This window comes from Streptomyces sp. TAA486, assembly GCF_000426165.1.
Genome location: NZ_AUEV01000009.1, coordinates 145115 through 167308 on the forward strand (window position 1 = coordinate 145115; position 22194 = coordinate 167308).

Sequence of the window (22194 nt, forward strand, 5' to 3'; positions counted from 1 at the left end):
CCGTCCCGCTCGTCCGGTCGTTCCGTGATGCCTCAGCTGCCCGTGCTGCGGTAGGCCCGCAGTCCCGCACGCCAGGCAAGCCCGGCCAGGACGCAGCAGGCCGCGGCCACCGCCGGTCCCGCGAAGTCCACCCAGCCCGGCAGGCGCAGCGGATCGTCGCGGCCCAACAGGCGTAGTACGGGCAGCCAGTTGATGAAGGCCAGCGGGATCACGAACGTCACCCCGCGCACCATGTCCTTCGCGAAGACCGTCGGCGGGTACTGGAGCAGCGTCGCGCCGCCGTAGGTGAAGGAGTTCTGCACCTCCGCGGCGTCCTGCGCGAAGAACTGGAAGGCGCCGCCCACGACGAAGACCGAGCCGAAGATCGCCGTTCCGCTCAGCACCGTCACCGCCAGCAGCAGCGGCGTCCACGCACCGCCCTCCAGCTGCACACCGCTCAGCGCCCACCCCAGGACCAGCACGCTCTGGCCGATGCGGCCCAGCCGCCGCAGCGCGAACCGGTCCGCGGCGACCTGCGCCAGCGCGGGCACGGGCCGCACCAGGATCGTGTCCATCGTCCCGTCGCGCACCCGCGTGCCGATCCGGTCGAAGGACCCCAGCAGCAGGTCGGCCAGGCCCAGCGATGCCGCAGAAGTGCCGTACAGCAGGGCGACCTCGTGGAGGGTGAACCCGCCGAGGACCTCCACGTGCGAGAACATGATCATGATCGCGACGAAGTCGAGCGCTGACATCGCGAAGTTGCCGACGGCCATCATCACGAACGACACCCTGTAGGCCATCGTGGAGCGCACCCACATCACAGCGATGAAGCAGTACGCCCGCAGTCCCCACGCCAGCCGGGCCAGGGGACCCTCGGCTCCCGCGCCGTCCGCGTCACCGGGGGGCCTCTTGGCGGGACCGCCGGGGGCGTACGCCCCGGCCTCGCGTGGGCCCGCGACGCCCGTCCGCGCACCGTCGCTCAGCGTCGGCTCAGCCACCCTGGACCACCACCTTCCGTGTGGCGAGCGACTGCAGCGCCCTGCCCGCGGCCAGCAGCACCGCGGCCCACATCGCCTGGAACGCGAAGGCCGACAGCACCCCTGCCCCCTCGTACTCGCCCAGCAGTACATCCACCGGGACCTGCATGGTCGCCGCCCACGGCAGCAGACGCGCCACCTCGCCGAAGACGCCCGGGAAGACGGTCAGGGGGAGCAGCATCCCCGAGAAGAACATGCTCATCAGCGTGCTCAGCATGTTCAGCCCCGTACCGTCCAGCAGCCAGAAGGCACTCAGCGCGAACAGGTAGCGCAGCGCGAAGCCCGTGACGATCCCGAGCGTGACCGACGCGAGGAAGGCCAGCCACGCCATCGGCGATACGGGCAGGGCCAGTTCGAAGAAGAACGCCCCGAAGGCCACGGGCGCGGCGCCCCGGGCCAGCAGATGGAAGCCCGCCCGGCCGAGATCGGCCGCCAGCCACCACAGCTGAAGATCGGCGGGCCGGTAGAGATCGACGGCGACGTCTCCCGTGCGGATGCGCTCCTGGAGCTCCTCCTGGAAGCCCCCGCCGATCAGCGCCGCCGCGGCGAGCATCGCCTGGCCCATCCATACGAAGGTCAGTGCCTGTGACTCGTCGTAACCGCCCAGGTGCGGCCGCTCGCTCCACAGCGCGGTGAAGGTGAAGGCGAGGATGAAGCCGAAGACGGTGTTGGTGAAGACCCCGGCCGCTGTCGCGACCCGGTACGTGGAGTATCGGCGGAAACTGCCCGCCGCCACGGCGAAATAGACGCCTTGCAGGCGCATCCTTTTGAAGCCTTTCTCCGTCTATCCCAGTAGGGCTTCCTCGTGGCTTTCTCACGATTGGGAAACGAAGGAGCCTAGCTCACGCGGAAAGCGGGCAGCCAACGATTATTCGCGTGCACGGTCGAGGGGCCGTGGCACGTACAGTGACGGGGCCGCGCTCGTGTACGACCGACCCCGGTGAGCTGGACGATCGAGCAGGCGCGCTTACGACGATGGGCGTTATGACCGGATCGCCCGAATTCGGACGAGGGGTCCCAGAAGAGATGAGCGACGAGCCGAAAGCAACGGGGAGCGCCCGCAGTGGCAGGACCGGCTTCCGCCGGTTCGTGCCCACGTGGCGGTGGGTGCTGGGCGGGTCGATGCTCGTACTCGTCCTCGCCTGCGGAGTGCTCGTGGCCGGCTACCTCCTGGTGAGCATCCCCCCGGCGAACAAGGCCGCCGCCGCCCAGACCAACGTCTTCCTCTACTCCGACGGCTCGCAGATCGCCCGCGACGGCGAGATCAACAGGGAGAACATCGACCTCGCCCAGGTTCCCAAGAGCGTGCAGGAGGCCGTCCTGGCCGCCGAGGACCGCGAGTTCTACCAGGAATCCGCGATCGATCCGAAAGCCATGCTCCGCGCCGGCTGGAACATGGTCACCGGCGGCGGAAAGCAGTCCGGCTCGACGATCACGCAGCAGTACGTCAAGAACTACTACCTCAACCAGGACCAGACCGTCACGCGCAAGGCGAAAGAGTTCTTCATCGCGCTGAAGCTGGACAACGAGGTCAGCAAGGCCGACATCCTCGAGGGCTACCTCAACACCAGCTACTTCGGGCGCAACGCCTACGGCATACAGGCGGCCGCCCAGGCCTACTACGCCAAGGACGTCGACGAACTCAGCACCGCCGAGGGCGCCTACCTCGCGGCCCTCGTCAACTCGCCCAACGCATACGACACCCAGGCACACCCCGAGAACCGCAAACGGGCCGTCGCCCGCTGGCACTACGTGCTCGACGGCATGGTCAAGAAGAGCTGGATCAGCAGGTCCGAACGGGACGCGTTCAAGTTCCCCGAGCCCGGACGCGACAAGCCCGCGACCGGCATGTCGGGCCAGCGCGGCTACCTCGTCGAAGCCGTCAAGAACTACCTGATCAGCAACGAGATCATCGACGAGCGCCGCCTGGCGGCCGGCGGCTTCCGCATCACCACCACGCTCGACCCGAAGCGGCAGAAGGCCATGGGCAAGGCCGTCGAGAAACGGCTGATGTCCAAGCTCGAAAAGGACCGCAAGGTCGACAAGTACGTGCGCGCGGGCGGCACTTCGGTCGACCCCAAGACCGGGAAGATCGTCGCCATGTACGGCGGCATCGACTACACCAAGCAGTACGTCAACAACGCCACACGCCGCGACTACCAGGTCGGCTCCACGTTCAAGCCGTTCATCTTCACCTCGGCCCTGGAGAACAACTCCAAGACCCAGAACGGCCGCAGCATCACCGCCGGCACCATCTACGACGGCACGAACAAGCGCGAAGTCGTCAGCGACGGCAACGGCACCGACTACGCGCCCGAGAACGAGGACAAGAAGTCCTACGGCCAGATCCCCGTCTCCCAGGCCATGAACAAGTCGGTCAACTCCGTCTTCGCACAGATGGGCGTCGACGTCGGCCCCAAGAAGGTCAAGCGCACCGCCATCGACCTCGGCCTTCCCGAGAAGACCCCCAACATGCCCGAGGACGGCTCCATCGCACTCGGCGTCGCCACCGCCTCCACCACCGACATGGCCGAGGCCTACGCCACGCTCGCCAACCACGGGAAGCGCGGCCACTACAGCCTCGTCGAGAAGGCCACACACGGCGGCGAAGTCATCGACCTGCCCGACCGCGACGTCTCCGAACAGGTCGAGCGCAGCGCCGCCGACTCGACAACCGCCGTACTGCGCAAGGTCGTTCAGGGCGGCACCGGCACCGCCGCCCAGAGCGCGGGACGCCCCGCGGCCGGCAAGACCGGCACCGCGGAGGAGGACAAGGCGGCCTGGTTCGCGGGCTACACGCCCGAACTCGCCACCGTCATCAGCGTGATGGGGCAGAACTCCGAGACCGGCGTCCAGAAGTCCCTCTACGGGGCCGCCGGACTCGAACGCGTCAACGGCGGCGGCTTCCCCGCCGAGATCTGGGGCGACTACACCAAGGCCGCCCTCAAGGGAGAGCCCGTACGCAACTTCGACCTCAAGACCGGGGGCGACGCGGACATCCCCGGTACGAAGCCCCCGGGCAGCGAAGACCCCAGCGCACCGCCCACCGGCCCCACATCGGAGCCGCCGACCACCGGGCCCACGACACCGCCCACCGACCCGGGTACGCCCAGCATCCCGCCCACCGGGCCGCCCACGGACCCGGGTACGCCGCCGCCGACAGGCGACATCGGCGGTGAGATCGGCGGTGATGACGGCTCGGGCGGCGGTGACCAGGGCGGCGGCTGGCAGGGCGGCAACACCACGGGACGGCCCGCGTCCGCCGCCCGCATCGCGGAATCGGGCGAGGAGTGGGAAGGCGGCTGACGGGCGGACGGCCTGGGTGCGTGCGGGCGGCCCGGGTCCATGTCGGCCGGCTCAGAGCGAGGGCTGCCGACGGCGGGAGGTCCTGGAGCACACCCCGGCCTCACCGCTTCACAGACAGAGCCCGTTACAAATAGAGCCCCGTCGAATCGTCGGAGCCCTGAAGCCGCTCCGACGCCACCGCGTGCAGATCGCGCTCCCGCATCAGCACGTACGCCACGCCCCGCACCTCGACCTCGGCCCTGTCCTCCGGGTCGTAAAGCACACGGTCACCGGGCTCCACCGTACGGACGTTCTGGCCGACCGCCACGACCTCGGCCCACGACAGCCGGCGGCCCACCGCCGCCGTCGCGGGAATCACGATCCCGCCCGACGAACGCCGCTCGCCCTCCTCGATGTCCGTACGGACCAGCACACGGTCGTGCAGCATCCGGATCGGCAGCTTGTCGTGGTGCGCCATGCCCGCGCCCGCGCCGGACTTCGAGCCGGGGGCCGCATGGCCGGTAGACGTTTCGGAACTCACGGCTAGACCGTATCCCAGGGCCTCAGCGGTGACGCCGACGAGCCGACAGCGCGAACAGCCCGCCCACGACGACCACGGCGACGAGGGCCACCGGCACCACCCGCTCCAGACGGGGCGAGCCCTTCTCGTCGACGAACTTCGACCGTACGTCCCCGACCGCCCGGTTGGCTGCGACGTACGCGCGGCCCGCGGTGCGGTCCACCGCCGCGGCCGCCTTGGCCTTCGCGTCCCCCGCGATCGTCCTGGGGTGCACGCGCACGGCGATCTCATCGAGCGTCGCGGCCAGTTCACGCCGCCTGCTGATGATGTCCGCCTCGATGTCCGCGGGAGTCCTGCCTTGTGGCACCGCGCGCCTCCGTCGATCGATCCGTCGCTCATACGTCGTCATACGCCGTTCACCTGGCCAACCACGGCCCGGTTCCCGTCAGTCGGCCGCCTCCGGTACGGCACGGTCGCGTTCGTCGCGTCCGCTGTCGTTCCGCGTTCCCCGGACCGGCCACGCGAACTCGCCCCGCACGGACCGGCGACGCCGGACCGGGCGGGACCCGCGAGCCATTGGCGGGCCTGACGTACAGTCTCTCAGCTCACCCCGCGCGGTGCCCCGCGGCACCCCCGGCGCGGACGCGTGCGGCTACTCTCGGGACCGACGACAGCGACACCGAGGAGCACAGATGAGTGAGCGACTGCAGCCCGGCGACCCCGCCCCAGCCTTCTCCCTGCCGGACGCGGACGGCAAGCAGGTCTCGCTCGCCGGCCACAAGGGCCGCAAGGTCATCGTCTACTTCTACCCCGCGGCGATGACTCCCGGCTGCACCAAGCAGGCCTGCGACTTCACCGACAACCTCAGCCTGCTCACCGGCGCCGGCTACGACGTCATCGGCGTCTCCCCGGACAAGCCCGAGAAGCTCGCCAAGTTCCGGGAGAAGGAGAACCTCGAGATCACCCTCGTCGGTGACCCCTCCAAGGAGGTCATGCAGGAGTACGGGGCCTTCGGCGAGAAGAAGCTCTACGGCAAGACCGTCACCGGCGTGATCCGCTCGACGGTGATCGTCGACGCCGACGGCAAGGTGGAGCGCGCCTTCTACAACGTCAAGGCGACCGGGCACGTGGCCAAGCTGATCAAGGACCTCGAACTGGAGAAGTAGACCACGCCAGAGCCTGCCCTGGTCCCCTCCCCGTCCCTCTGCCTGGCCCCGGTCCGGATCGCCTCCGGTGGGGGCCGGTGCGCTGTGCGCCGCCGGCTGGCCTGCCCGGCTTCCGTCCCGCTGCTGGGACGGCGTGACCGCTTCCCGTCTCCGTCGTTGATCTGTGCGAGACCACGACGAATGTTCGTGGAGTGCGGCGCTGGGGCGGCAGTGCCTACGGGGACGGGGGTGAGGCGTTGCGGGGGACCAAGTACACGCGGGAGCAGCTCGCGGAGGCGGTGGGAACCTCCTCGAACTGGTCGGAGCTGATGCGCACGCTGGGGTTGCGTGTCAGCGGTGGCCGCCGCCGTACGTTGCAGAGGACCGTGGCCGAACTCGGCCTGGACACCGGTCACTTCACCCGCCGCAGTCCCTGGAGCAAGTACTCGGACGAGCAGATCGCGCGGGCAGTGGTCTCATCCACCAGGCTCCGGGAAGTGGTCGCCGCCCTGGGGGCCAAGCCGTCGCTGGGCCGCTCTCGCACATCCGCCGGCGCATCGCCGCAGCGGGTGTCGATGTGGGCCACTTCCCGGGCCTGAACCGGCCACGGGTGGAGCTGCCCTTCTCCGACGAGGAGCTGCGAGAGACGGCCAACTCCGTGCGGAGGCTCCGGGCCCTCGCACGGGAGCTCGGACTGCCGGACGACGGCCGCTCCCGCGCCGCGTTGCGAAGGATGCTCCATGAAGCCGGGGCGGACGTCTCGCACTTCTCCCACGCCCGCATCGCCGTCCCCGAGGCGGCCCTGCGTGAAGCGGTGGCTCGCAGCGTCTCCTATGCCGGAGTGCTGCGGGAACTGGGCATGACGGTGAACGAGTCGAACCGCATGAAGATCCAGCGGCGGGTGGTCCGCCTCGGCCTGGACACCGCGCACTTTCGCCGGCGTACGGAGCACTCACTGCGGTCCGCTCCGGCGAGGCGGAACGCCCAGGACGTACTCCGGGTCCGGCCCGACGGCATGCCCCGTGTCAACCATGCCCCGCTGCGCAGGGCGCTCGATGCGACCGGGGTGCCGTATGTGTGTGCCCGTTGCGGCAACCCGGGTTCCTGGAACGGCCAGGCGATGACTCTGCAGATCGACCACGTCAACGGGGACTGGCGCGACAACAGACGGCAGAATCTGCGCTATCTCTGCCCGAACTGCCACGCGATCACCGACACGTGGTGCGGCCGCAACAGGCGACGGGGCTGGCCTTCGGCAGACAGGAGATCGAAGTAGGATGTGCCCGGCCAGCGCGAGTGCCGGAATTGGTAGACGGGCCGGGTTTAGGTCCCGGTGCCTGCGGGCGTGAGGGTTCGAGTCCCTCCTCGCGCACAACCGGCCCCACTCGGAATTCCGAGTGGGGCCCGTCGTTTTCCGGTACGGCTCGGCTCAGCGCACCAGTTCCCTGATCTCCGGCGCCAGTGCGCGGAAGGCGCGGCCGCGGTGGCTGATCGCGTTCTTCTCCTCGGGGGTGAGTTCCGCGCACGTACGGGAATCGCCGTCCGGCTGGAGGATCGGGTCGTAGCCGAAGCCGCCGGTGCCGGAGGGTGCGTGCCGGAGGGTGCCGCGCAGCTGACCCTCGGCGACGCGTTCGGTGCCGTCGGGGAGGGCGAGGGCCGCCGCGCAGGCGAAGTGGGCGGCGCGGTGTGCGGCGTCGATGTCGGAGATCTGGGCGAGCAGCAGGTCGAGGTTGGCCTTGTCGTCGCCGTGCCGCCCGGCCCAGCGGGCGGAGAAGATGCCGGGGGCGCCGCCGAGGACGTCTACGCACAGGCCGGAGTCGTCGGCGACGGCGGGGAGCCCTGTGCCCTGTGCGAGTGCGTGGGCCTTGAGCAGGGCGTTCTCGGCGAAGGTCACGCCGGTCTCTTTGACGTCGGGGATGTGGGGGTAGGCGTCGGCGCCGACGAGTTCGAGGTCTGTGCCCGCGTCGGTGAGGATGGCCTGGAGCTCGGTGACCTTGTGTGCGTTGAGGGTGGCGAGGACGAGGCGGCCGGGCTGGTGTTGGGCGCTGCTGCTCATGGGGCCGATTATCCACCGGTGGGTTCCTCGGCAGCCGGGCGGTCGATGGTTTCCGGTGGGGCTATTCTCGTACGGGCAGGACGAGTTACGGATGACGGCGGGGAGGAGGCAGGGCGCGTGATCGACTCCGGTGTGGGTGCGACTGGGCGGGCTCTGCGTGTGCATCTCTCCGGGCTGGTGTTCTCCCTCGTCGCGTTCTTCCTGGCCGGGACGGGGCTGACCACAGTGCTGACGGCTGCCGCGACTTCCGCGGCGGTGCTGCTGCTGTGCCATGCGCTGGCCGGCGTGGCCGTCGGTGCGGCTGTTCCGCAGGTGGCCCGGGCCCGTGTCCGTACGGCGATCAGGGACCGTGAGCTGCGTACGGCGTTTCTGCCGCAGCGTGATCCGGATGCCGACGGGCGTCCGCGTCCGCGAGCACCGGGCCGTCGCCTCGCGACGGCCGTGTAGCACTCGCTCCGCTCCACCTGCTTCGTCCTTCTCCGGGTTCTCCGGCTTCTCCGATCTCCCTCCCGTGGGCTGCTGTTGAGCGTCCCGCCGAAGGCGGCGCGTCGTTGAGGTCCCGGGTCCGGGCGCGGGTCTGCGTGCGCGCGGCTCGTCGCGCCGATCTTCTTCGCACCGGTGGGTCACCGGTGCTTCCCGATCCGGCACGACGAGACCCCTGGAGGGCTCAACCATGTCTTTTTTCGCTGCATTTGTGGCGCAGCTGTCCGATGTTCTCGGTCCGCTCTTCGGTGCTTCGGCGACGGCCGCGGCGATCGTGGTGTTCACCATGTGTGTGCGGCTCGTGCTGCATCCGCTGGCGCGAGCGGCTGTGCGGGGTGAGCGTGTCCGGGCCGCGCTGGCTCCTCGTATGGCGGAGCTGAACCGCAAGCACCGCTCGGATCCGGACCGGCTGCGGCGGGAGTTGGAGAGGGTGCGTTCGCAGGAGGGGGCGTCGCCGGTGGCGGGATGCCTGCCGATGTTCCTGCAACTGCCGGTGTTCTTCGCGATGTACCACCTGTTCACCACGGACGAGGCCCTGCTGGGCCACACATTGCTGGGGGCTCCGCTCGGGGGGCGCTGGTTCGGTGCTCTGGAGGCGGGTGGCGTTGTGGGCGGTCCGGGGCTGGTGTACGCGGGCCTGTTCGTGCTGGTCGGTGCGGTGGCGACGTGGACGTATGTGCGTACGCGCAGGCTCATGGCCGACGCGCCCGCCCTCGCGCCCGCGGCGCCCGGAGCCTCTGCGGCGCCCGGGGGTGCGGCGATGGCCCGGATGCTGCCGCTGCTGTCGTTCGGGACGCTGGTCACGGTGGCGGTCGTGCCGCTCGCTGCCGCCTTGTACGTGGTGACGAGCACGACGTGGACGGCGGTGGAGCGTGCTGCTCTGCGTGCGGGCCGGCCCGAGGTGCCCGCTCCGGGAGCGGTGTCCCGGGGGCGGCGGTCCACTACATGAACACGGGGTTGTGGAGCTGAACCGCCTCTTGGAGGATCGGCCATTCCGATCGAGACATATCGGTGGCCGGTCCCCGGGGCGGGGTCCGCTGAGCACGACCTCGGGAGTTGAGTGGGACGTGAAGTTGCTGCGCGTCGGACCGGTGGGGGCGGAGCGCCCGGCTCTGCTGGATGAGGCAGGTGTCCTGCGGGACCTGACCGGTGTCGTCCCGGAGATCGACGGCGCTCTCCTCGCCGACGAGGGGGCTCTGGCGCGCGTACGCGACGCCGCTGCCGCGCCCGGTGAGCTCCCCGCGCTGGAGGCGGACGGGCTCCGGACGGGTCCGCCTCTCGCCGGTATCGGCAAGGTGGTCTGCATCGGGCTCAACTACCACGATCACGCACGGGAGACGGGCGGCGCGATACCGGAGGAGCCGATCCTGTTCATGAAGGCTCCGGACACGGTGGTCGGCCCGTACGACACTGTGCTGGTGCCGAGGCGGAGCGTGAAGACGGACTGGGAGGTGGAGCTGGCGATCGTGATCGGCAGGACCGCCCGCTACCTCTCCTCGGACGAGGAGGCCCTCGCGTCGGTCGCCGGTTACGCCGTGTCCAACGACGTCTCCGAGCGCGCCTTCCAGCTGGAGCGCGGCGGCCAGTGGGACAAGGGGAAGAACTGCGAGACGTTCAATCCGCTGGGCCCGTGGCTGGTGACGGCGGACGAGGCCGGTGATCCTCAGGCGCTGGGTCTGCGGCTGTGGGTGAACGGCGAGCTGAAGCAGGACGGCACGACGGCCGAGCAGATCTTCCCGGTCGCCGAAGTGGTGCGCTATCTCAGCCAGTTCATGACGCTGCGTCCGGGAGACGTCATCAACACGGGCACGCCCGCGGGTGTCGCCATGGGCGCCCCGGAGCCGAAGCCGTATCTGCGTGCCGGTGACGTGATGGAGCTGGAGATCGACGGACTGGGCAGGCAGCGCCAGGAGTTGAAGGACGCGTAGCTGTGCGGCGGCAGGTCCGTGCCCGGATCCGGGCCGCCCCGGGCGTGGGCGACGACCGCGTCCCGCGACCGATGCCGGGTCCGCATCATCATGATCACCTGGCTCGTCGCCCGTCGAGCGCCGTCCACGGTCCACCGTGCCAAGGCGCGAGAGGCCGCCGGTCGTACGGACCGTCGATCTCGGCGTACGGCGGTCCACCCACTCGCGCCTTGGCCACCTGTGTCGTCGATTCGTTCTGGCCGGTCATGACCCTCGCAGGCCTCGCCGTGTTCCTGTGCGACTCGACCGGGCCCGGTGCCCCGGCGCGCCGGACGCGGAAGCTGGCCAGGAGGCTGATTGACCGGCCCCGCCGGGAGAAAGCAGCGCGCCAACTGCCGTGATCCACTTGTCGGTTCCGGATTCTCGGTTCCGGACGCCCTAAGCCAGGTCCGTCGTGATCACGCAGGACTCGAGCGCCGAGGTGCGGGCGGCCTCCAGCACGCGGATGGTGGCGACGGCCTCGTGCGCGGTGACCGGGGGCCGGGTCCCTTCGCGCAGGGCGGCCGCGATCCCCGCGTAGTAGGCGGGGTAGTCGCCGTCCCTGGTCGGTACGGGGCGGCGTGCGTCGAGGTCGCCGATGGTGCCCCAGGCGCTCTCGGGCTCCACGCCCCACCGTTCGCCCGAAGCGGGACGGGCGCCTTCCCGCAGTGCTGCCTCCTGAGGGTCGAGCCCGTCCTTCACATAGGCCGCTTCGCTGCCCAGCACCCGGAAGCGGGGCCCGAGTTGGGCGGCGACGGCGCTCATCCACAGGTGTGAGCGAACGCCGTCGGCGTGCGTGAGGGCGATGAAGGCGTCGTCGTCTGCCTCGGCACCGGGGCGTCGCACGTCGGTCTCCGCGTAGACGGACGTGGCCGGCCCGAAGAGCGTCAGCGCCTGGTCGACGAGGTGGCTGCCCAAGTCGTAGAGGAGTCCGCCGACTTCGGCAGGATCGCCGGACTCGCGCCAGCCGCCCTTGAGTTCGGGACGCCAGCGCTCGTAGCGGGACTCGAAGCGGCGGACGCGGTCGCCGAGCGCGCCGTCCGCGAGGAGCGACCGTACGGTGAGGAAGTCGTTGTCCCAGCGCCGGTTGTGGAACGCGGAGAGCATCAGCCCGCGTTCGGCGGCGAGCGACGCGAGCTGCTGCGCTTCGGCGGCGGTGCCGGCGAGCGGCTTGTCGACGACGACGGGGAGTCCTGCTTCGAGGGCCCGGCGGGCGAGCGCGACGTGGGTGCGGTTTGGCGACGCGACGACGACGAGGTCGAGTTCGTCGGCGCGGGCGAACAACTCGTCGGTCGTGGCGAGCGTACGCATGTCGCTGCCCAGTTCCGCGTGCACCTGTGCCCGCCGCTCGGGGTCGGCCGTCACGACGGTGTCCAGGGTGAGGCCCTCGGTGGCTGAGATGAGCGGCGCGTGGAAGACGGAACCGGCCAGGCCGTATCCGATGAGACCGACGCGCAGGCGAGGAGGGGCAGCTTCTTCCGTACGGTCCATGAGGATACTTTCGCAACGCGGTTGCGTAAGCGCAAGCCGGACGGACAATGGGGATATGAGCAGCGAAACCGCCCTCGGCAGTGGCCCCACTCTCGACGGGAACAGTGGACTCGCCGTCCCGTACGGCAGGAACGCCGCCCGGGTCCTCGGCCTGCTGCGTCTGGCAGGCCACGAGGGTGCGAACCGCAGCGAGCTGGCACGGCGCACCGGTCTCACCCCCCAGGCGGTCAGCAAGATCACGGCCAGGCTCCGTTCACACGGTCTCGTCACCGATTCCGGCCGCCGTGTCTCGACGGGCGGCAAGCCGAGCACGGTGCTGCGCTTGGCGCCGGGCGCGCGTCACGCGGTCGGGATACATCTCGACCGTGACCGGCTGACGGCCGTGCTCGTCGACCTCTCCGGCGGCGTGGTGGCGGGCCGTACGGCCTCGCTGGATCTGAGCGCCGGTACGGAAGCGCTGCTGGAGGCAGTCGAGTCGGCGGTCCACGAGCTGATCCGCTCGGGGCTTCCGGCCCTGGGCCTCGGCGGTACGAGCAGCGTGGACACGGAGGGAGCCGCGGGCGGGGAGCTGTGGCAGGAGGCGCCCGAGCGTGCGGTGTGGACGGGCCGCCATGTGGAGGCTCCCGCCGTGACCCCGCCGGTCATCGAGCGCGCAGCTCTCGACGCCGCCCGGCGGGCCGTCGCGGAGGAGGGCGAACTGTGGAGCGACGGGGAACCCGGTCGCGGCGCCGCGGACGGCGGGCCCGAACCCGGCGCCGAGTCCGCCGAGCAGTCCGCCGAGCAGCCCGCCGGGCAGGAGACGGCAGAAGAAGAGGAAGGGGTGCCGGAGACGGGTCGGCCGGGTGAGCGCGCCGGGCACGCCGCCCCGGTCCCGGAGGAGGCGGAAGAGGCGGAGGCGGAAGAGGCACAGGAGTCAGGTGCCGTGCCGCCGGGTGCGGGCGGGCGGTGGGGGAGCGTCGTCGGCGTCGGTGTTGCCGCGCCCGGCCCGCTGGACCACGTCCGAGGCGTGCTGCGCCATGTCACGGGGGTGCCGCAGCTCGCGGGCTTTCCGCTGCGGGACGCCCTGGCCAGGCGCCTGGGTCTGCCCGTCGTCGTCGACAAGGACACCGATGCCGCCGCGCTCGGGCTGGCGCTGAGGGGCAAGGAGTCGCTGGCCTACATTCATCTCGGTACGGGCCTGGGTGCCGGGCTGGTGCTGGACGGACGCATCCACCGCGGAGGGCGGAACGGGGCGGGGGAGTTCGGTCACCAGGTGGTCCAGTTGGACGGCCCGCGGTGCCGCTGCGGCCGGAACGGCTGTCTGGAGGCGCTGTGCATGGACGCGGTGCGGCGCGGCAGGACGGACGAGGCGGCCCGGGTTCTGGGTGTCGGCGCCGCCAACCTGGTCAGCCTCCTCGGTGTGGACCGTGTGCTGCTCGGTGGCCGCACGATCCTTTCCGCCCCTGACGCCTACGTCGACGGTGTCGCGGCGCAGCTGCGCGGTGCCGCCGGTGCCGCTCCGAACGGGGCCGGGGGCGGCCCCGAGGTCCGTGTGGAGCTGGCCTCGGAGGGGACCCGTACCGTCGCGGACGGTGCCGCGCAGCTGGTCCTCGCTCCGCTCTTCGGCCGCGCTCCGGGGGCTCCGGCAGACGGCGGTTAGGCTGAACGTGGCGGTCGGCGGCGTCGGCTCGCCGAGCCGTCATGACCGATCCGACCCCTGGCAGGAGCCGTTACGTGGCAGAGCGAAAGCCGATCGAGTCGTGGCTCACCGACATGGACGGTGTGCTGATGCACGAAGGCGTCCCCGTCCCGGGTGCCGACGCCTTCATCAAGCGTCTGAAGGAGTCAGGACGCCCCTTCCTCGTTCTGACGAACAACTCGATCTACACGCCGCGCGATCTCCACGCCCGTCTCGCCCGGATCGGGCTGGACGTCCCGACCGAGAACATCTGGACGTCGGCCCTGGCCACGGCCCAGTTCCTCGACGACCAGCGCCCGGGCGGCACCGCGTACGCGATCGGTGAGGCCGGTCTGACGACGGCGCTGCACGATATCGGTTACGTGCTTTCCGATGCCGAGCCGGACTACGTGGTGCTCGGCGAGACCCGTACGTACAGCTTCGAGGCGCTGACGAAGGCCATCCGGCTGATCAACGCCGGGGCCCGCTTCATCGCGACCAACCCGGACGAGACCGGTCCGTCGGCCGAGGGTGCGCTGCCGGCGACGGGATCGGTCGCCGCGCTCATCACCAGGGCGACCGGGCGGGAGCCGTACTTCGTCGGCAAGCCCAACCCGCTGATGATGCGTGCGGGTCTCAACGCGATCGGGGCGCACTCGGAGACGACCGCGATGATCGGCGACAGGATGGACACGGACGTGCGGGCCGGCATGGAGGCCGGTCTGGAGACGTTCCTGGTGCTGACGGGGCTGACCAAGCCGGACGAGGTCGACGTCTTCCCCTACCGGGCGTCGTGCGTCGTGGAGTCCATCGCGGACCTCGTCGACCGGATCTGAAGACCGGATGTGAAGACCGGGTCTGACGGCACCCGGCCGTACGACGGCCCCGGCGGCTACGAACCGGCGGTGCCGCGCCCCCGGCCGGACATGGCGCACACGCGGCGCGCGGCGCACGCGTCCGCGCGTGGAACAGCGCCGTAACGGCCGGATGAGACTCCGGCGGCCGGAGTGGTCGCTGTGACACGATGGCCGTCCGGTTCCGGGCGCCTGCCGAGGGGGCAGGCCCACCGAGGGGGAAGTCGATGTACGGCAGGGGCAGTTACGTTCTCCGGCGCGGAAGTGGTGGCCGCGAGCGACGCGGACGCCGCAGACCCGTCCGCTCCGGCGTCACCACCATCTGCGTGCCGGCGCTCGCGGGGCTGCTGCTGGGCGGATGCTCGTCCGACTCCGGCTCGGGCGAGGGCAACAGCGGGGACGCAGGGGGCGGCGTCGACCAGCGGCCCAGGTCGGTCACGCCGTACTGGGTCGACCCGGACGGCAACGCGGCCCGCCAAGCGGAGAGTTACAGCAAGGACGGCAAGAAGAAGCAGGCGTCGCTGATGCGGAAGATCGCGGCGCAGCCGGTCGCCGAATGGGTCGGCACCGATGATCCCGAGGGGCAGACCCGCAAGGTCACGGCAGCCGCCGAGAAGTCCGGCCGCGATGCGCTGCTCGTCCTGTACAACCTGCCCCACCGCGACTGCGGCCAGTACTCCAAGGGTGGCGCCGCGGACGCCGCGGAGTACCGCGCGTGGCTCGCCGCGGTGATGAAGGGCATCGGCAAGCGCCCGGCGACGGTGATCGTGGAGCCGGACGCCATTCCGCACGTGCTGATGGAGGGCTGCACGCCGGCCAAGTACACCGATGAGCGGTACCAGTTGCTCAACGAGGCGGTCGGCAAGCTGCAGAGCCTGCCGGACGTCCGGGTGTATCTGGACGCGGGCAACCCGGACTGGGTGCGCGACCCGGGCGCGCTCGTCGAGCCGATGAAGCGTGCGGGCATCGAGACCGCCGACGGCTTCTCGCTGAACGTCTCCAACTACCAGACGACGGCGTCGAACACGGCCTACGGCAAGAAGTTCTCCCCCATGGTCGGCAACAAGCCTTTCGTCATCGACACCAGCCGCAACGGCAACGGGCCGGTCGAGGGCGCGGGCGCCGACGAGGAAGCGTGGTGCAACCCGAAGGGCCGCGCCCTCGGTGAGGCCCCGACGACGAAGACGGGCGACCAGATCGTCGACGGCTATCTGTGGATCAAGCGTCCCGGTGAGTCGGACGGCGAGTGCAAGGGCGGCCCGAAGGCCGGGCAGTGGTGGCCCGAGTACGCCCTGGGGCTCGCCGGCAACGCCGGGGACTGACCGGCGGAGTCTCCCCGACCTGCCGCTCGCCGGCACCCCGGACGCAGCCGCGGGGCGCGGCGCCGGACAGGCGTCGGCCCGCACCGTTCCCGGTGCGGGCCGACACTGCGCCGTGAGGCCTCAGTTGATGGAGGACGCCGACTCCTCCGCGGCAGGCCGCTCCGGCTTCCCGGCACCCTCGCCGCGGACGTGTGCGACGAAGGACCCGAGTTCGCGCTTGACGACGGGGGCGAGCAGGTACAGGCCGATGATGTTGAAGACGGCCAGCATGAAGAGGAACGCGTCGGCCATGCTGATGAGGGTCTCCAGGGAGAGCAGCGAACCCGCCACGGCGAAGACGCTGTAGACGACCTTGAAGATCGTCTCGCTGGTCCTGCTCTTCCCGAAGAGGTAGCACCAGGACTTGAGGCCGTAGTAGCCCCAGGTCAGCACGGTGGAGAAGGCGAACAGCAGCACCGCGATCGTCAGCAGGCCCGGGAACCAGGGGAGTACGGTTCCGAAGGCGTCGGAGGTCACGGTGACGCCCTCGGGCTCCTTGCCGACCTTCCAGCTGTCGGGCTTGGCGATGACGATGGTCAGCGCGGTCATGGTGCAGACGATGACCGTGTCGATGAACGGTTCGAGCAGGGCGACGAGGCCCTCGCTGGCGGGGTGCTTGGTCTTCACCGCGGAGTGCGCGATCGGGGCCGAGCCGAGACCGGCCTCGTTGGAGAAGGCGGCGCGCTGGAAGCCGATGATCAGGGCGCCGATGACACCGCCCGCGACGCCTTCGGGGTCGAAGGCTCCGTCGATGATGCTGACGAGCGCACTCGGCACCTGGTCGGCGTTCCACAGGATGACCGTCAGGCAGGCCAGGATGTACATGATGGCCATGGCCGGTACGAGGCGGCTGGTGACCGAGGCGATGGACTTGATCCCGCCGATCAGGACGACGCCGACCAGGATGGCGATCAGCACGCCGAAGGAGAGGGCACCGGCGGAGGAGCCGAGCGGGCCGTCCTCGCCGCCGGTGGTGGCGGCGAGCTGCGCGTAACTCTGGTTGATCTGGAAGAGGTTGCCGCCGAAGAGACCGAAGAAGAGGATCATGACGGAGGAGAGCCCGGCGAGAACCGTGCCGAAGATCTTGCCCCCGCTGCCGAAGCGTTCGGCCAGGCCCTTGGGCAGGTAGTGCATCGGGCCGCCGGAGACGGTGCCGTCCGCGTGTTGTTCGCGGTACTTCACGCCGAGGGTGACCTCGACGAACTTCGTGGCCATGCCGAGAAGCCCGCAGAGGATCATCCAGAAGGTCGCGCCGGCGCCGCCGATGCTCACGGCGACCGCGACACCGGCGATGTTGCCGAGCCCGACGGTGCCGGAGACGGCGGCTGTCAGGGCCTGGAAGTGGTTGACCTCTCCCGGTGAGTCGTGGTCGTCGTGCTTTCCGCGCACCACGTCGATGGCGAGCTTGAACTTGCGGAACTGGACCACACCGAACCACACGGTGAAGACCAGCCCGCCGACGACGAGCCACGCCACGATGAGCGGGAGTTCGGTACCGGCCACGGGTACGGCGTAGAAGACGAGGTCGCTCAGCCAGGTGGCGACCGGGTCGAAGAGGCGGTTTACGGCCTCGTCGATGGATTTCGTCATGGAGTCGAGCGACATGGACCACCTTCGGCGGATCGGGCGGAAGCACGGCTGTGGACACGCCGCGTGATTCCGGCAAGCCGAGCACGGGGTGTTCTCGGCCTCGGGGCCTTCTCATGGTGCAGGGCAAAGGCAGGGCAAATTCAGGATCGCCTGTTCGTATCACGCATGGCGACCGAGTCAAGTGGCGTAGATCACTCCAGAGCGCGCGCCAGGCGATATTGATGTGACTGTTACCGCCCATTGAGGTTCATCTGAGGTGCGACTCAGGACCTCTTTGCGGTGATTCTGGAGTACATGTGCACTGACTCACGGCCGCCGGACGGACCTCACCAGGGACATCCGGCGGGCGCGTGAGCGGTCACTGTCCGTAATGGGGAAGGGTCCGGCCCGGGCGAAGGCAGGGCTGTTTCACCCGCACCGCTGCCGACGGGCGCGGCCCGGTGAGTCGGACGGCGAGTGCAAGGGCGGCCCGAAGGCCGGGCAGTGGTGGCCCGGGTAGGCGCTGGGCCTCGCCGGCAACCAGCGCTGAGCGCCCGTCCCCGGTTCGTTGGGGGCTTCCCCTGCTCGCCGGCTGACGAGGGACTCCCCAGGCGTCCCGCCGGACCGTTGCCGGTCGGCGGGACGCCGGGTGGGGGGTTTCCGGGAAAGGTTCGTGATCCCGCCCGCGGCTCAGGGTGAGAGCGGCGTCGTCGTCGGGAACGTCGCGGTGGCCGAGCGGGGCACCTTCAGCCACACCGACTTCGACGGCTTCCCGTTGCCGTCGACGGCCGTCGCCATCCACCAGCCGGGCGGCACCAGCGACGGATCCTCGGGCAGCTTCACCGTCACACCGTCCGCGGTCTTCTTGAACTTCAGCTCGACGGAGGACTGTTCGACGTTGGTGACGTGCGTGAACGAACTCGGCCGGATCAGCCGCATCTTCTTGATCGAACCGGCGTCCTTGCTGAGGAACGAGGCGGTTCCGCCCAGCCGCACGGTCCTTTCGCCCTGGCCGGCGTTCTTCAACTCCGGCCGCTCGCCCTTCGTGTGGAGGTACGGCGGCGTGTAGATGTCGATCTGCTGCTCGAACTTGCCGGGCTTGGTGTTGGCCTTGTCGGAGAAGAGCGAGTCGGAGCCGAACGTCATCACGCGCCCGTCGGGCAGCAGCATCGCTCCCGAGTGGTAGTTGCGGCCGACGAGCGGGTCCGCCACGGGTTTCTTGGTGTTGTCGGCGGGGTTGTAGATCTCCGCCTTGAGGATGTTGGTGTCGCTGCGTCCGCGGTAGTCGCCCGAGCCGTTGGTGGTCAGCACCTTGTCGTCCGGCAGGATGACGCTGCTGGGGTACCGGGCCTTCGCGTACAGGTCGGGCCCGTTCTGGAAGCGCGGGGCGGGTTCCGTCAGATCGACGATGCGCGTCTTCTCGCTGGCCTTCTTCGACTCGCCGACGCCGCCGCCTCCGAGCACCATGAACTTGCGGCTCTGTGTGGGCGGCAGCGGCACGGACATCGCCGTCTCCAGCTTGTCCGGGTCGCTCATGCCGGGGATCTTGCGGAAGCCGTTGGTCTCCAGGTCCCACAGCCCGGGCGTGCGGCCCTGGTCGGCGGGGCCGTAGCCGGCGTTGGCCCCGGAGTAGAAGATCTTGTTGTCGTCGGTGAGGTGCAGCGCCGGGTAGGTGGGGAAGAACCGCTTGCGCGGCAGGAACTCCCACTTCTTCGTCTGCGGGTCGTAGATCTCGTTCTTGCCGGGGACGACCTGGCCGATGTCGTCCAGGCCGGAGACCGAGAGGACCTTGCCGTCCTCGAGCGTGGTCAGCGTCGGGTACCAGCGGGCCTCGTGCATCGGGTCGACCTTGATGTAGCGCTCGGCGACCGGGTCGAACTCGTAGGTGTCCTTGATCCCCTGGAAGTCCTTCTTGTCGAAGGAGAGCTTCTGGGCGATGCCGTAGATGTTCCGGCGCTCGGCTCCGCGCAGCCCGCTCAGCCGGTAGTTGTCCTCAGTGCCGGTCTGGTACTGCTTGCCGCGCCTGGACGCCTCCACGTACACACGGGCGACGCTCGGGCTGACCTCGACCCTGCCGGTGACCGGGTCGGCCTTCTTCTTGGCGCGCGGCACCAGGACGCTGTCCTTGGCCTCGAAGGTCTTGCCGTTCTGGCGGCCGGTGAAGCGCGTACCGGCCTTGATGGTCTTGGCGCGGTCCGGGCTCTCGTTGTGGACGATCATCAGGCCGCCGGCCTTCTTCACGTCGCCGCCGAGCTTCTCGTAGCGCCGGGTGCCGCCGGCCACGAGCAGCTTGCCGTCGGGCAGTTGGGTGTGCCCGGCGCAGAAGAGGTCGTTGGGGGTGTGGATGTTCTTGAAGGTGTTCTTCACCGGGTCCCACAGGACCGTGCGGAAGGTCTTGGCGTTGAACTGTTTGGCGTCGTTGCCCGAACCGGCGACGAGCAGCACCTTCCCGGTGTGCAGCAGAGCCGCGTGAATCGTGTTGATCCGGTACTTCTCGGGGACGTCGACGGTTTTCCAGTGGCCGTTCGCCGCCTTGTACTCGGGCTGGTTGATCTTGTAGTCGTGGTACTTCTCCGAGGCGATGCCGTAGAGCGCGGGGCCGTTGAACCCCGCGATCACCAGCACAACGGTCGCGCCTATCGCGGTACGGCGCGTACGGCGGCTCGGTCGGAACTTCATCTTTCACGTCCCCCAGGGGCGGTCTGCAGAGGTACGGGCTGCTGCGTCGTGTGCGGCAGGCCGCCGCCGTGTGCGTTCTCCGGCGGCGGTGGCAGCGGGGCGCCCATCCGGTGCCGGTGGCGCCGCTGCTTCCGCCTCTTCTTCTCCGCGCGTACGGTCACGCGCCAGCCGACGATGGGGGCGGCCGTGATCAGCATCGCCAGCGCGGCCCACGTGAGCATCGCCGGGTGGTCGTGCCCCAGATAGAAGGAGCCGCCCAGCGAGCCGCCGAAGACGAGGATGAAGAAGAGGTGGATGCGGAAGGTGCCGAAGAGGGTGTCCGGGCTGGCCGAGTTGCCCTTGGGGGTCACGACGAACTTGCTCTTGCGGCGCAGCACCGTGTCGAAGAGGGAACGGGCGTAGATCGGTGCGGAGAGCGCGGACATGAGCATCCCGGCGAGGCCGCCGGAGCCCTCCGGCTCGTGCGGTGAGACGTTGTGCCGCCGGTTCCAGACGTACAGGCCGATCTGCAGCGCCGTGGCGTTGCCGTACAGGGCCATCCAGATGGTCGGGTCGATCTGCACACCCGAGGCGCCCAGGCCCAGGAAGAGCGCACAACTCAGCGCCGCCAGGATCCAGTTGAGCGCCGAGATCGGGTAGAAGATCATCAGCATCGTGTAGTTGAAGAGCTTGCCGGGCGGCAGTGTGAACACGCCGCGCCAGTACTGCTTGAGGATCGTCTCGTACGTGCCGCGTGACCAGCGCAGTTGCTGCGTGAAGAAGTCCGTCCAGGCGTTGGGCCCCTCACCGACGGCCAGCACGTCCGGGGTGTAGACCGAGCGCCACTTGCGTCCGGTCTCCGGGTTGCGGTGCCGGTGCATCTCGAAGCCCGTGGCCATGTCCTCCGTGATGGAGTCGTAGAGCCCGCCGATGCCCTTGATGGCGCTGATGCGCACGGCGTTGCTGGTGCCGACGAACATGGGGGCGCTGTAGCGGTTGCCGGCGCGCTGGATGAGGGCGTGGAAGAGGAACTGCTGGCTCTCGGCGGCCTTGGTGACGAAGTTGTCGTAGTTGCCGTAGACCTGCGGGCCGATGACGAATCCGACGTCCGGGTCGCGGAAGTAACCGAGCATCCGCTCCAGGTAGTTGGGCAGCGGCACGTGGTCCGTGTCGACGGACGCGAAGTAGTCGTAGTTGTCGCCGTGCGCGGCCAGCCAGGCGTTGTAGTTGCCGTGCTTGGTCTTCGCCCTGTGCGGGCCCTTCTTCTTGTTCCAGCGGGGGACGCCCTTGCGGGTGAAGTGGTGCACGCCCAGGCGGCGGCAGACCTCTTTCACCTCCGGGTCGTCGCCCTCGTCGAGGAGCCAGATGTGCAGCAGGCCGCGGTGGCGTATCTTCACAGCCGCCTCGAGGGTCTTCGTCACCATCTCCAGCGGTTCCTTGCCGGGGACGAAGGAGGTGAGGAAGGCGACGCGGGTGCCGGACTCCGGGACGACCGGGATCGGGTCCCGCGCGACGAGCGTGGCGTGCGCGTTGGAGAGGACGTTGAGCGTGCGGAAGAGCTCGATGAGGCCGATGGAGACCAGCATCACGATGTCGAGCTTGAGCACCAGGTCGGAGACGGCGCCGTCGTCGCGCTGCGTCCAGTGCTGGGGCTGCATGAGCCACACCAGGAGCCCGGCCGAGAGCAGCGGTGCCAGGCAGAGCAGTGTGGCGGCGCGTATTCGGTGGGGCTCGTCCGAGAGCAGACTCTTGTAGGCGACGCGGTAGGGCTTGCCGGGATCGGGCTGTCTGAGCGGGCCGGCGAGGCGGCTGTAGTGCTCGTAGTCGTAGCGCGGCAGCTCTTTGGGCGTCCAGCGCAGCCCGCGGCCGAGCGTGCCTCTGGCTCTCTGCCTGATGTGCGCGGGTATGCGCAGCTGAGTCGTCCGTGTCGGGTCGTCGTCGGCGGCCTGCCCGTGTTCCGGCTGGTGGTCGCCGGACCTGGTCGAGGTCATGAGTCATCCCCCTGAGCGCAGCAGGCTGCGTGTGGTCGTACTTCCCGCGTCCTCTCCCGCGGCCCCCGGCGCGGCAGGCATCGGCTGCTTCGTACAGAGACTGCGCGTGGGCGACGTCCGGTTCCATGGAGTGGACCGCGGAATGCCGTCCGGGCGGAGCTC

Annotated in this window: 19 protein-coding genes and 1 tRNA gene; 11 read left to right on the forward strand and 9 right to left on the reverse strand. The window is 69.7% G+C overall.

Annotated features, from left to right (window positions below; genetic code table 11):
* Window positions 1-32: 32 nt before the first annotated feature.
* The gene (locus I004_RS0115165; RefSeq protein WP_106965358.1) at window positions 33-797 is read right to left on the reverse strand and encodes an ABC transporter permease; all 765 of its coding nucleotides are present in this window, start codon (window positions 795-797) and stop codon (window positions 33-35) included.
* 172 nt (window positions 798-969) lie between these two features.
* Complete coding sequence (locus I004_RS40325; protein ID WP_028436200.1) at window positions 970-1779, reverse strand: ABC-2 family transporter protein; 810 nt, start codon at window positions 1777-1779, stop codon at window positions 970-972.
* Between the two features lie 263 nt (window positions 1780-2042).
* On the opposite strand from I004_RS40325, the gene I004_RS34080 reads away from it, so the two are divergent.
* Window positions 2043-4322: a transglycosylase domain-containing protein gene (locus I004_RS34080; RefSeq protein ID WP_486580007.1), complete on the forward strand. Its 2280-nt coding sequence runs from the start codon at window positions 2043-2045 to the stop codon at window positions 4320-4322.
* Between the two features lie 124 nt (window positions 4323-4446).
* Here I004_RS34080 and I004_RS0115180 read toward each other — a convergent pair whose 3' ends face one another.
* Both I004_RS0115180 and I004_RS0115185 read right to left on the reverse strand, forming a co-directional pair.
* Entirely contained in the window at window positions 4447-4779 is a 333-nt protein-coding gene (locus I004_RS0115180) for a GroES family chaperonin (RefSeq protein ID WP_028436201.1), read from the reverse strand.
* Window positions 4780-4864: 85 nt separating this feature from the next.
* On the reverse strand, window positions 4865-5188 hold the full coding sequence (locus I004_RS0115185) for a DUF3618 domain-containing protein (protein WP_028436202.1): 324 nt from the start codon (window positions 5186-5188) through the stop codon (window positions 4865-4867).
* Window positions 5189-5513: 325 nt separating this feature from the next.
* Here I004_RS0115185 and bcp point away from each other — a divergent pair, with 325 nt between their 5' ends.
* The 4 genes from bcp to I004_RS0115205 all read left to right on the forward strand — a co-directional run bounded on the left by bcp (window position 5514) and on the right by I004_RS0115205 (window position 7338).
* The gene (gene bcp, locus I004_RS0115190) at window positions 5514-5987 is read left to right on the forward strand and encodes a thioredoxin-dependent thiol peroxidase (protein WP_028436203.1); all 474 of its coding nucleotides are present in this window, start codon (window positions 5514-5516) and stop codon (window positions 5985-5987) included.
* A gap of 191 nt (window positions 5988-6178) precedes the next feature.
* Entirely contained in the window at window positions 6179-6565 is a 387-nt protein-coding gene (locus I004_RS40330) for a hypothetical protein (RefSeq protein ID WP_028436204.1), read from the forward strand.
* A complete protein-coding gene (locus I004_RS34085; RefSeq protein ID WP_486580008.1) occupies window positions 6544-7242 on the forward strand; it encodes an HNH endonuclease signature motif containing protein in 699 nt (232 codons plus the stop codon). The genes I004_RS40330 and I004_RS34085 overlap by 22 nt, the downstream gene beginning before the upstream one ends.
* A gap of 14 nt (window positions 7243-7256) precedes the next feature.
* A tRNA-Leu gene (locus I004_RS0115205) sits at window positions 7257-7338 on the forward strand.
* 57 nt (window positions 7339-7395) lie between these two features.
* On the opposite strand, the gene rdgB is transcribed toward I004_RS0115205, so the two are convergent.
* Window positions 7396-8022, reverse strand: coding sequence for an RdgB/HAM1 family non-canonical purine NTP pyrophosphatase (rdgB, locus tag I004_RS0115210; RefSeq protein WP_028436205.1), 627 nt, complete (start codon window positions 8020-8022; stop codon window positions 7396-7398).
* A gap of 117 nt (window positions 8023-8139) precedes the next feature.
* Between rdgB and I004_RS0115215 the strand changes: the two genes are divergently transcribed.
* The 3 genes from I004_RS0115215 to I004_RS0115225 all read left to right on the forward strand — a co-directional run bounded on the left by I004_RS0115215 (window position 8140) and on the right by I004_RS0115225 (window position 10433).
* On the forward strand, window positions 8140-8469 hold the full coding sequence (locus I004_RS0115215; protein ID WP_486580009.1) for a DUF6412 domain-containing protein: 330 nt from the start codon (window positions 8140-8142) through the stop codon (window positions 8467-8469).
* A 226-nt stretch (window positions 8470-8695) separates the two neighbouring features.
* Complete coding sequence (locus I004_RS0115220) at window positions 8696-9454, forward strand: membrane protein insertase YidC (protein ID WP_028436207.1); 759 nt, start codon at window positions 8696-8698, stop codon at window positions 9452-9454.
* A 118-nt stretch (window positions 9455-9572) separates the two neighbouring features.
* The gene (locus I004_RS0115225; RefSeq protein ID WP_028436208.1) at window positions 9573-10433 is read left to right on the forward strand and encodes a fumarylacetoacetate hydrolase family protein; all 861 of its coding nucleotides are present in this window, start codon (window positions 9573-9575) and stop codon (window positions 10431-10433) included.
* A 417-nt stretch (window positions 10434-10850) separates the two neighbouring features.
* Here I004_RS0115225 and I004_RS0115230 read toward each other — a convergent pair whose 3' ends face one another.
* Window positions 10851-11942: a Gfo/Idh/MocA family protein gene (locus I004_RS0115230; protein WP_028436209.1), complete on the reverse strand. Its 1092-nt coding sequence runs from the start codon at window positions 11940-11942 to the stop codon at window positions 10851-10853.
* 55 nt (window positions 11943-11997) lie between these two features.
* Between I004_RS0115230 and I004_RS37560 the strand changes: the two genes are divergently transcribed.
* The 3 genes from I004_RS37560 (at window position 11998) to I004_RS0115245 (ending at window position 15775) form a co-directional block, all read left to right on the forward strand.
* Window positions 11998-13581, forward strand: coding sequence for an ROK family transcriptional regulator (locus tag I004_RS37560; protein WP_051345059.1), 1584 nt, complete (start codon window positions 11998-12000; stop codon window positions 13579-13581).
* A 74-nt stretch (window positions 13582-13655) separates the two neighbouring features.
* Window positions 13656-14435: an HAD-IIA family hydrolase gene (locus tag I004_RS0115240; RefSeq protein WP_028436210.1), complete on the forward strand. Its 780-nt coding sequence runs from the start codon at window positions 13656-13658 to the stop codon at window positions 14433-14435.
* Between the two features lie 245 nt (window positions 14436-14680).
* The gene (locus I004_RS0115245; RefSeq protein ID WP_028436211.1) at window positions 14681-15775 is read left to right on the forward strand and encodes a glycoside hydrolase family 6 protein; all 1095 of its coding nucleotides are present in this window, start codon (window positions 14681-14683) and stop codon (window positions 15773-15775) included.
* A 120-nt stretch (window positions 15776-15895) separates the two neighbouring features.
* On the opposite strand, the gene I004_RS0115250 is transcribed toward I004_RS0115245, so the two are convergent.
* The 3 genes from I004_RS0115250 to I004_RS0115260 form a co-directional block, all read right to left on the reverse strand.
* Window positions 15896-17419 (reverse strand): alanine/glycine:cation symporter family protein, encoded by a 1524-nt coding sequence (locus I004_RS0115250; RefSeq protein ID WP_028436212.1) that lies wholly within the window; start codon window positions 17417-17419, stop codon window positions 15896-15898.
* A 654-nt stretch (window positions 17420-18073) separates the two neighbouring features.
* A complete protein-coding gene (glxA, locus tag I004_RS0115255; protein ID WP_028436213.1) occupies window positions 18074-20062 on the reverse strand; it encodes a radical copper oxidase GlxA in 1989 nt (662 codons plus the stop codon).
* A complete protein-coding gene (locus I004_RS0115260; RefSeq protein ID WP_028436214.1) occupies window positions 20059-22032 on the reverse strand; it encodes a glycosyltransferase family 2 protein in 1974 nt (657 codons plus the stop codon). Before I004_RS0115260 ends, glxA begins: the two co-directional genes overlap by 4 nt.
* Between the last annotated feature and the right edge of the window lie 162 nt (window positions 22033-22194).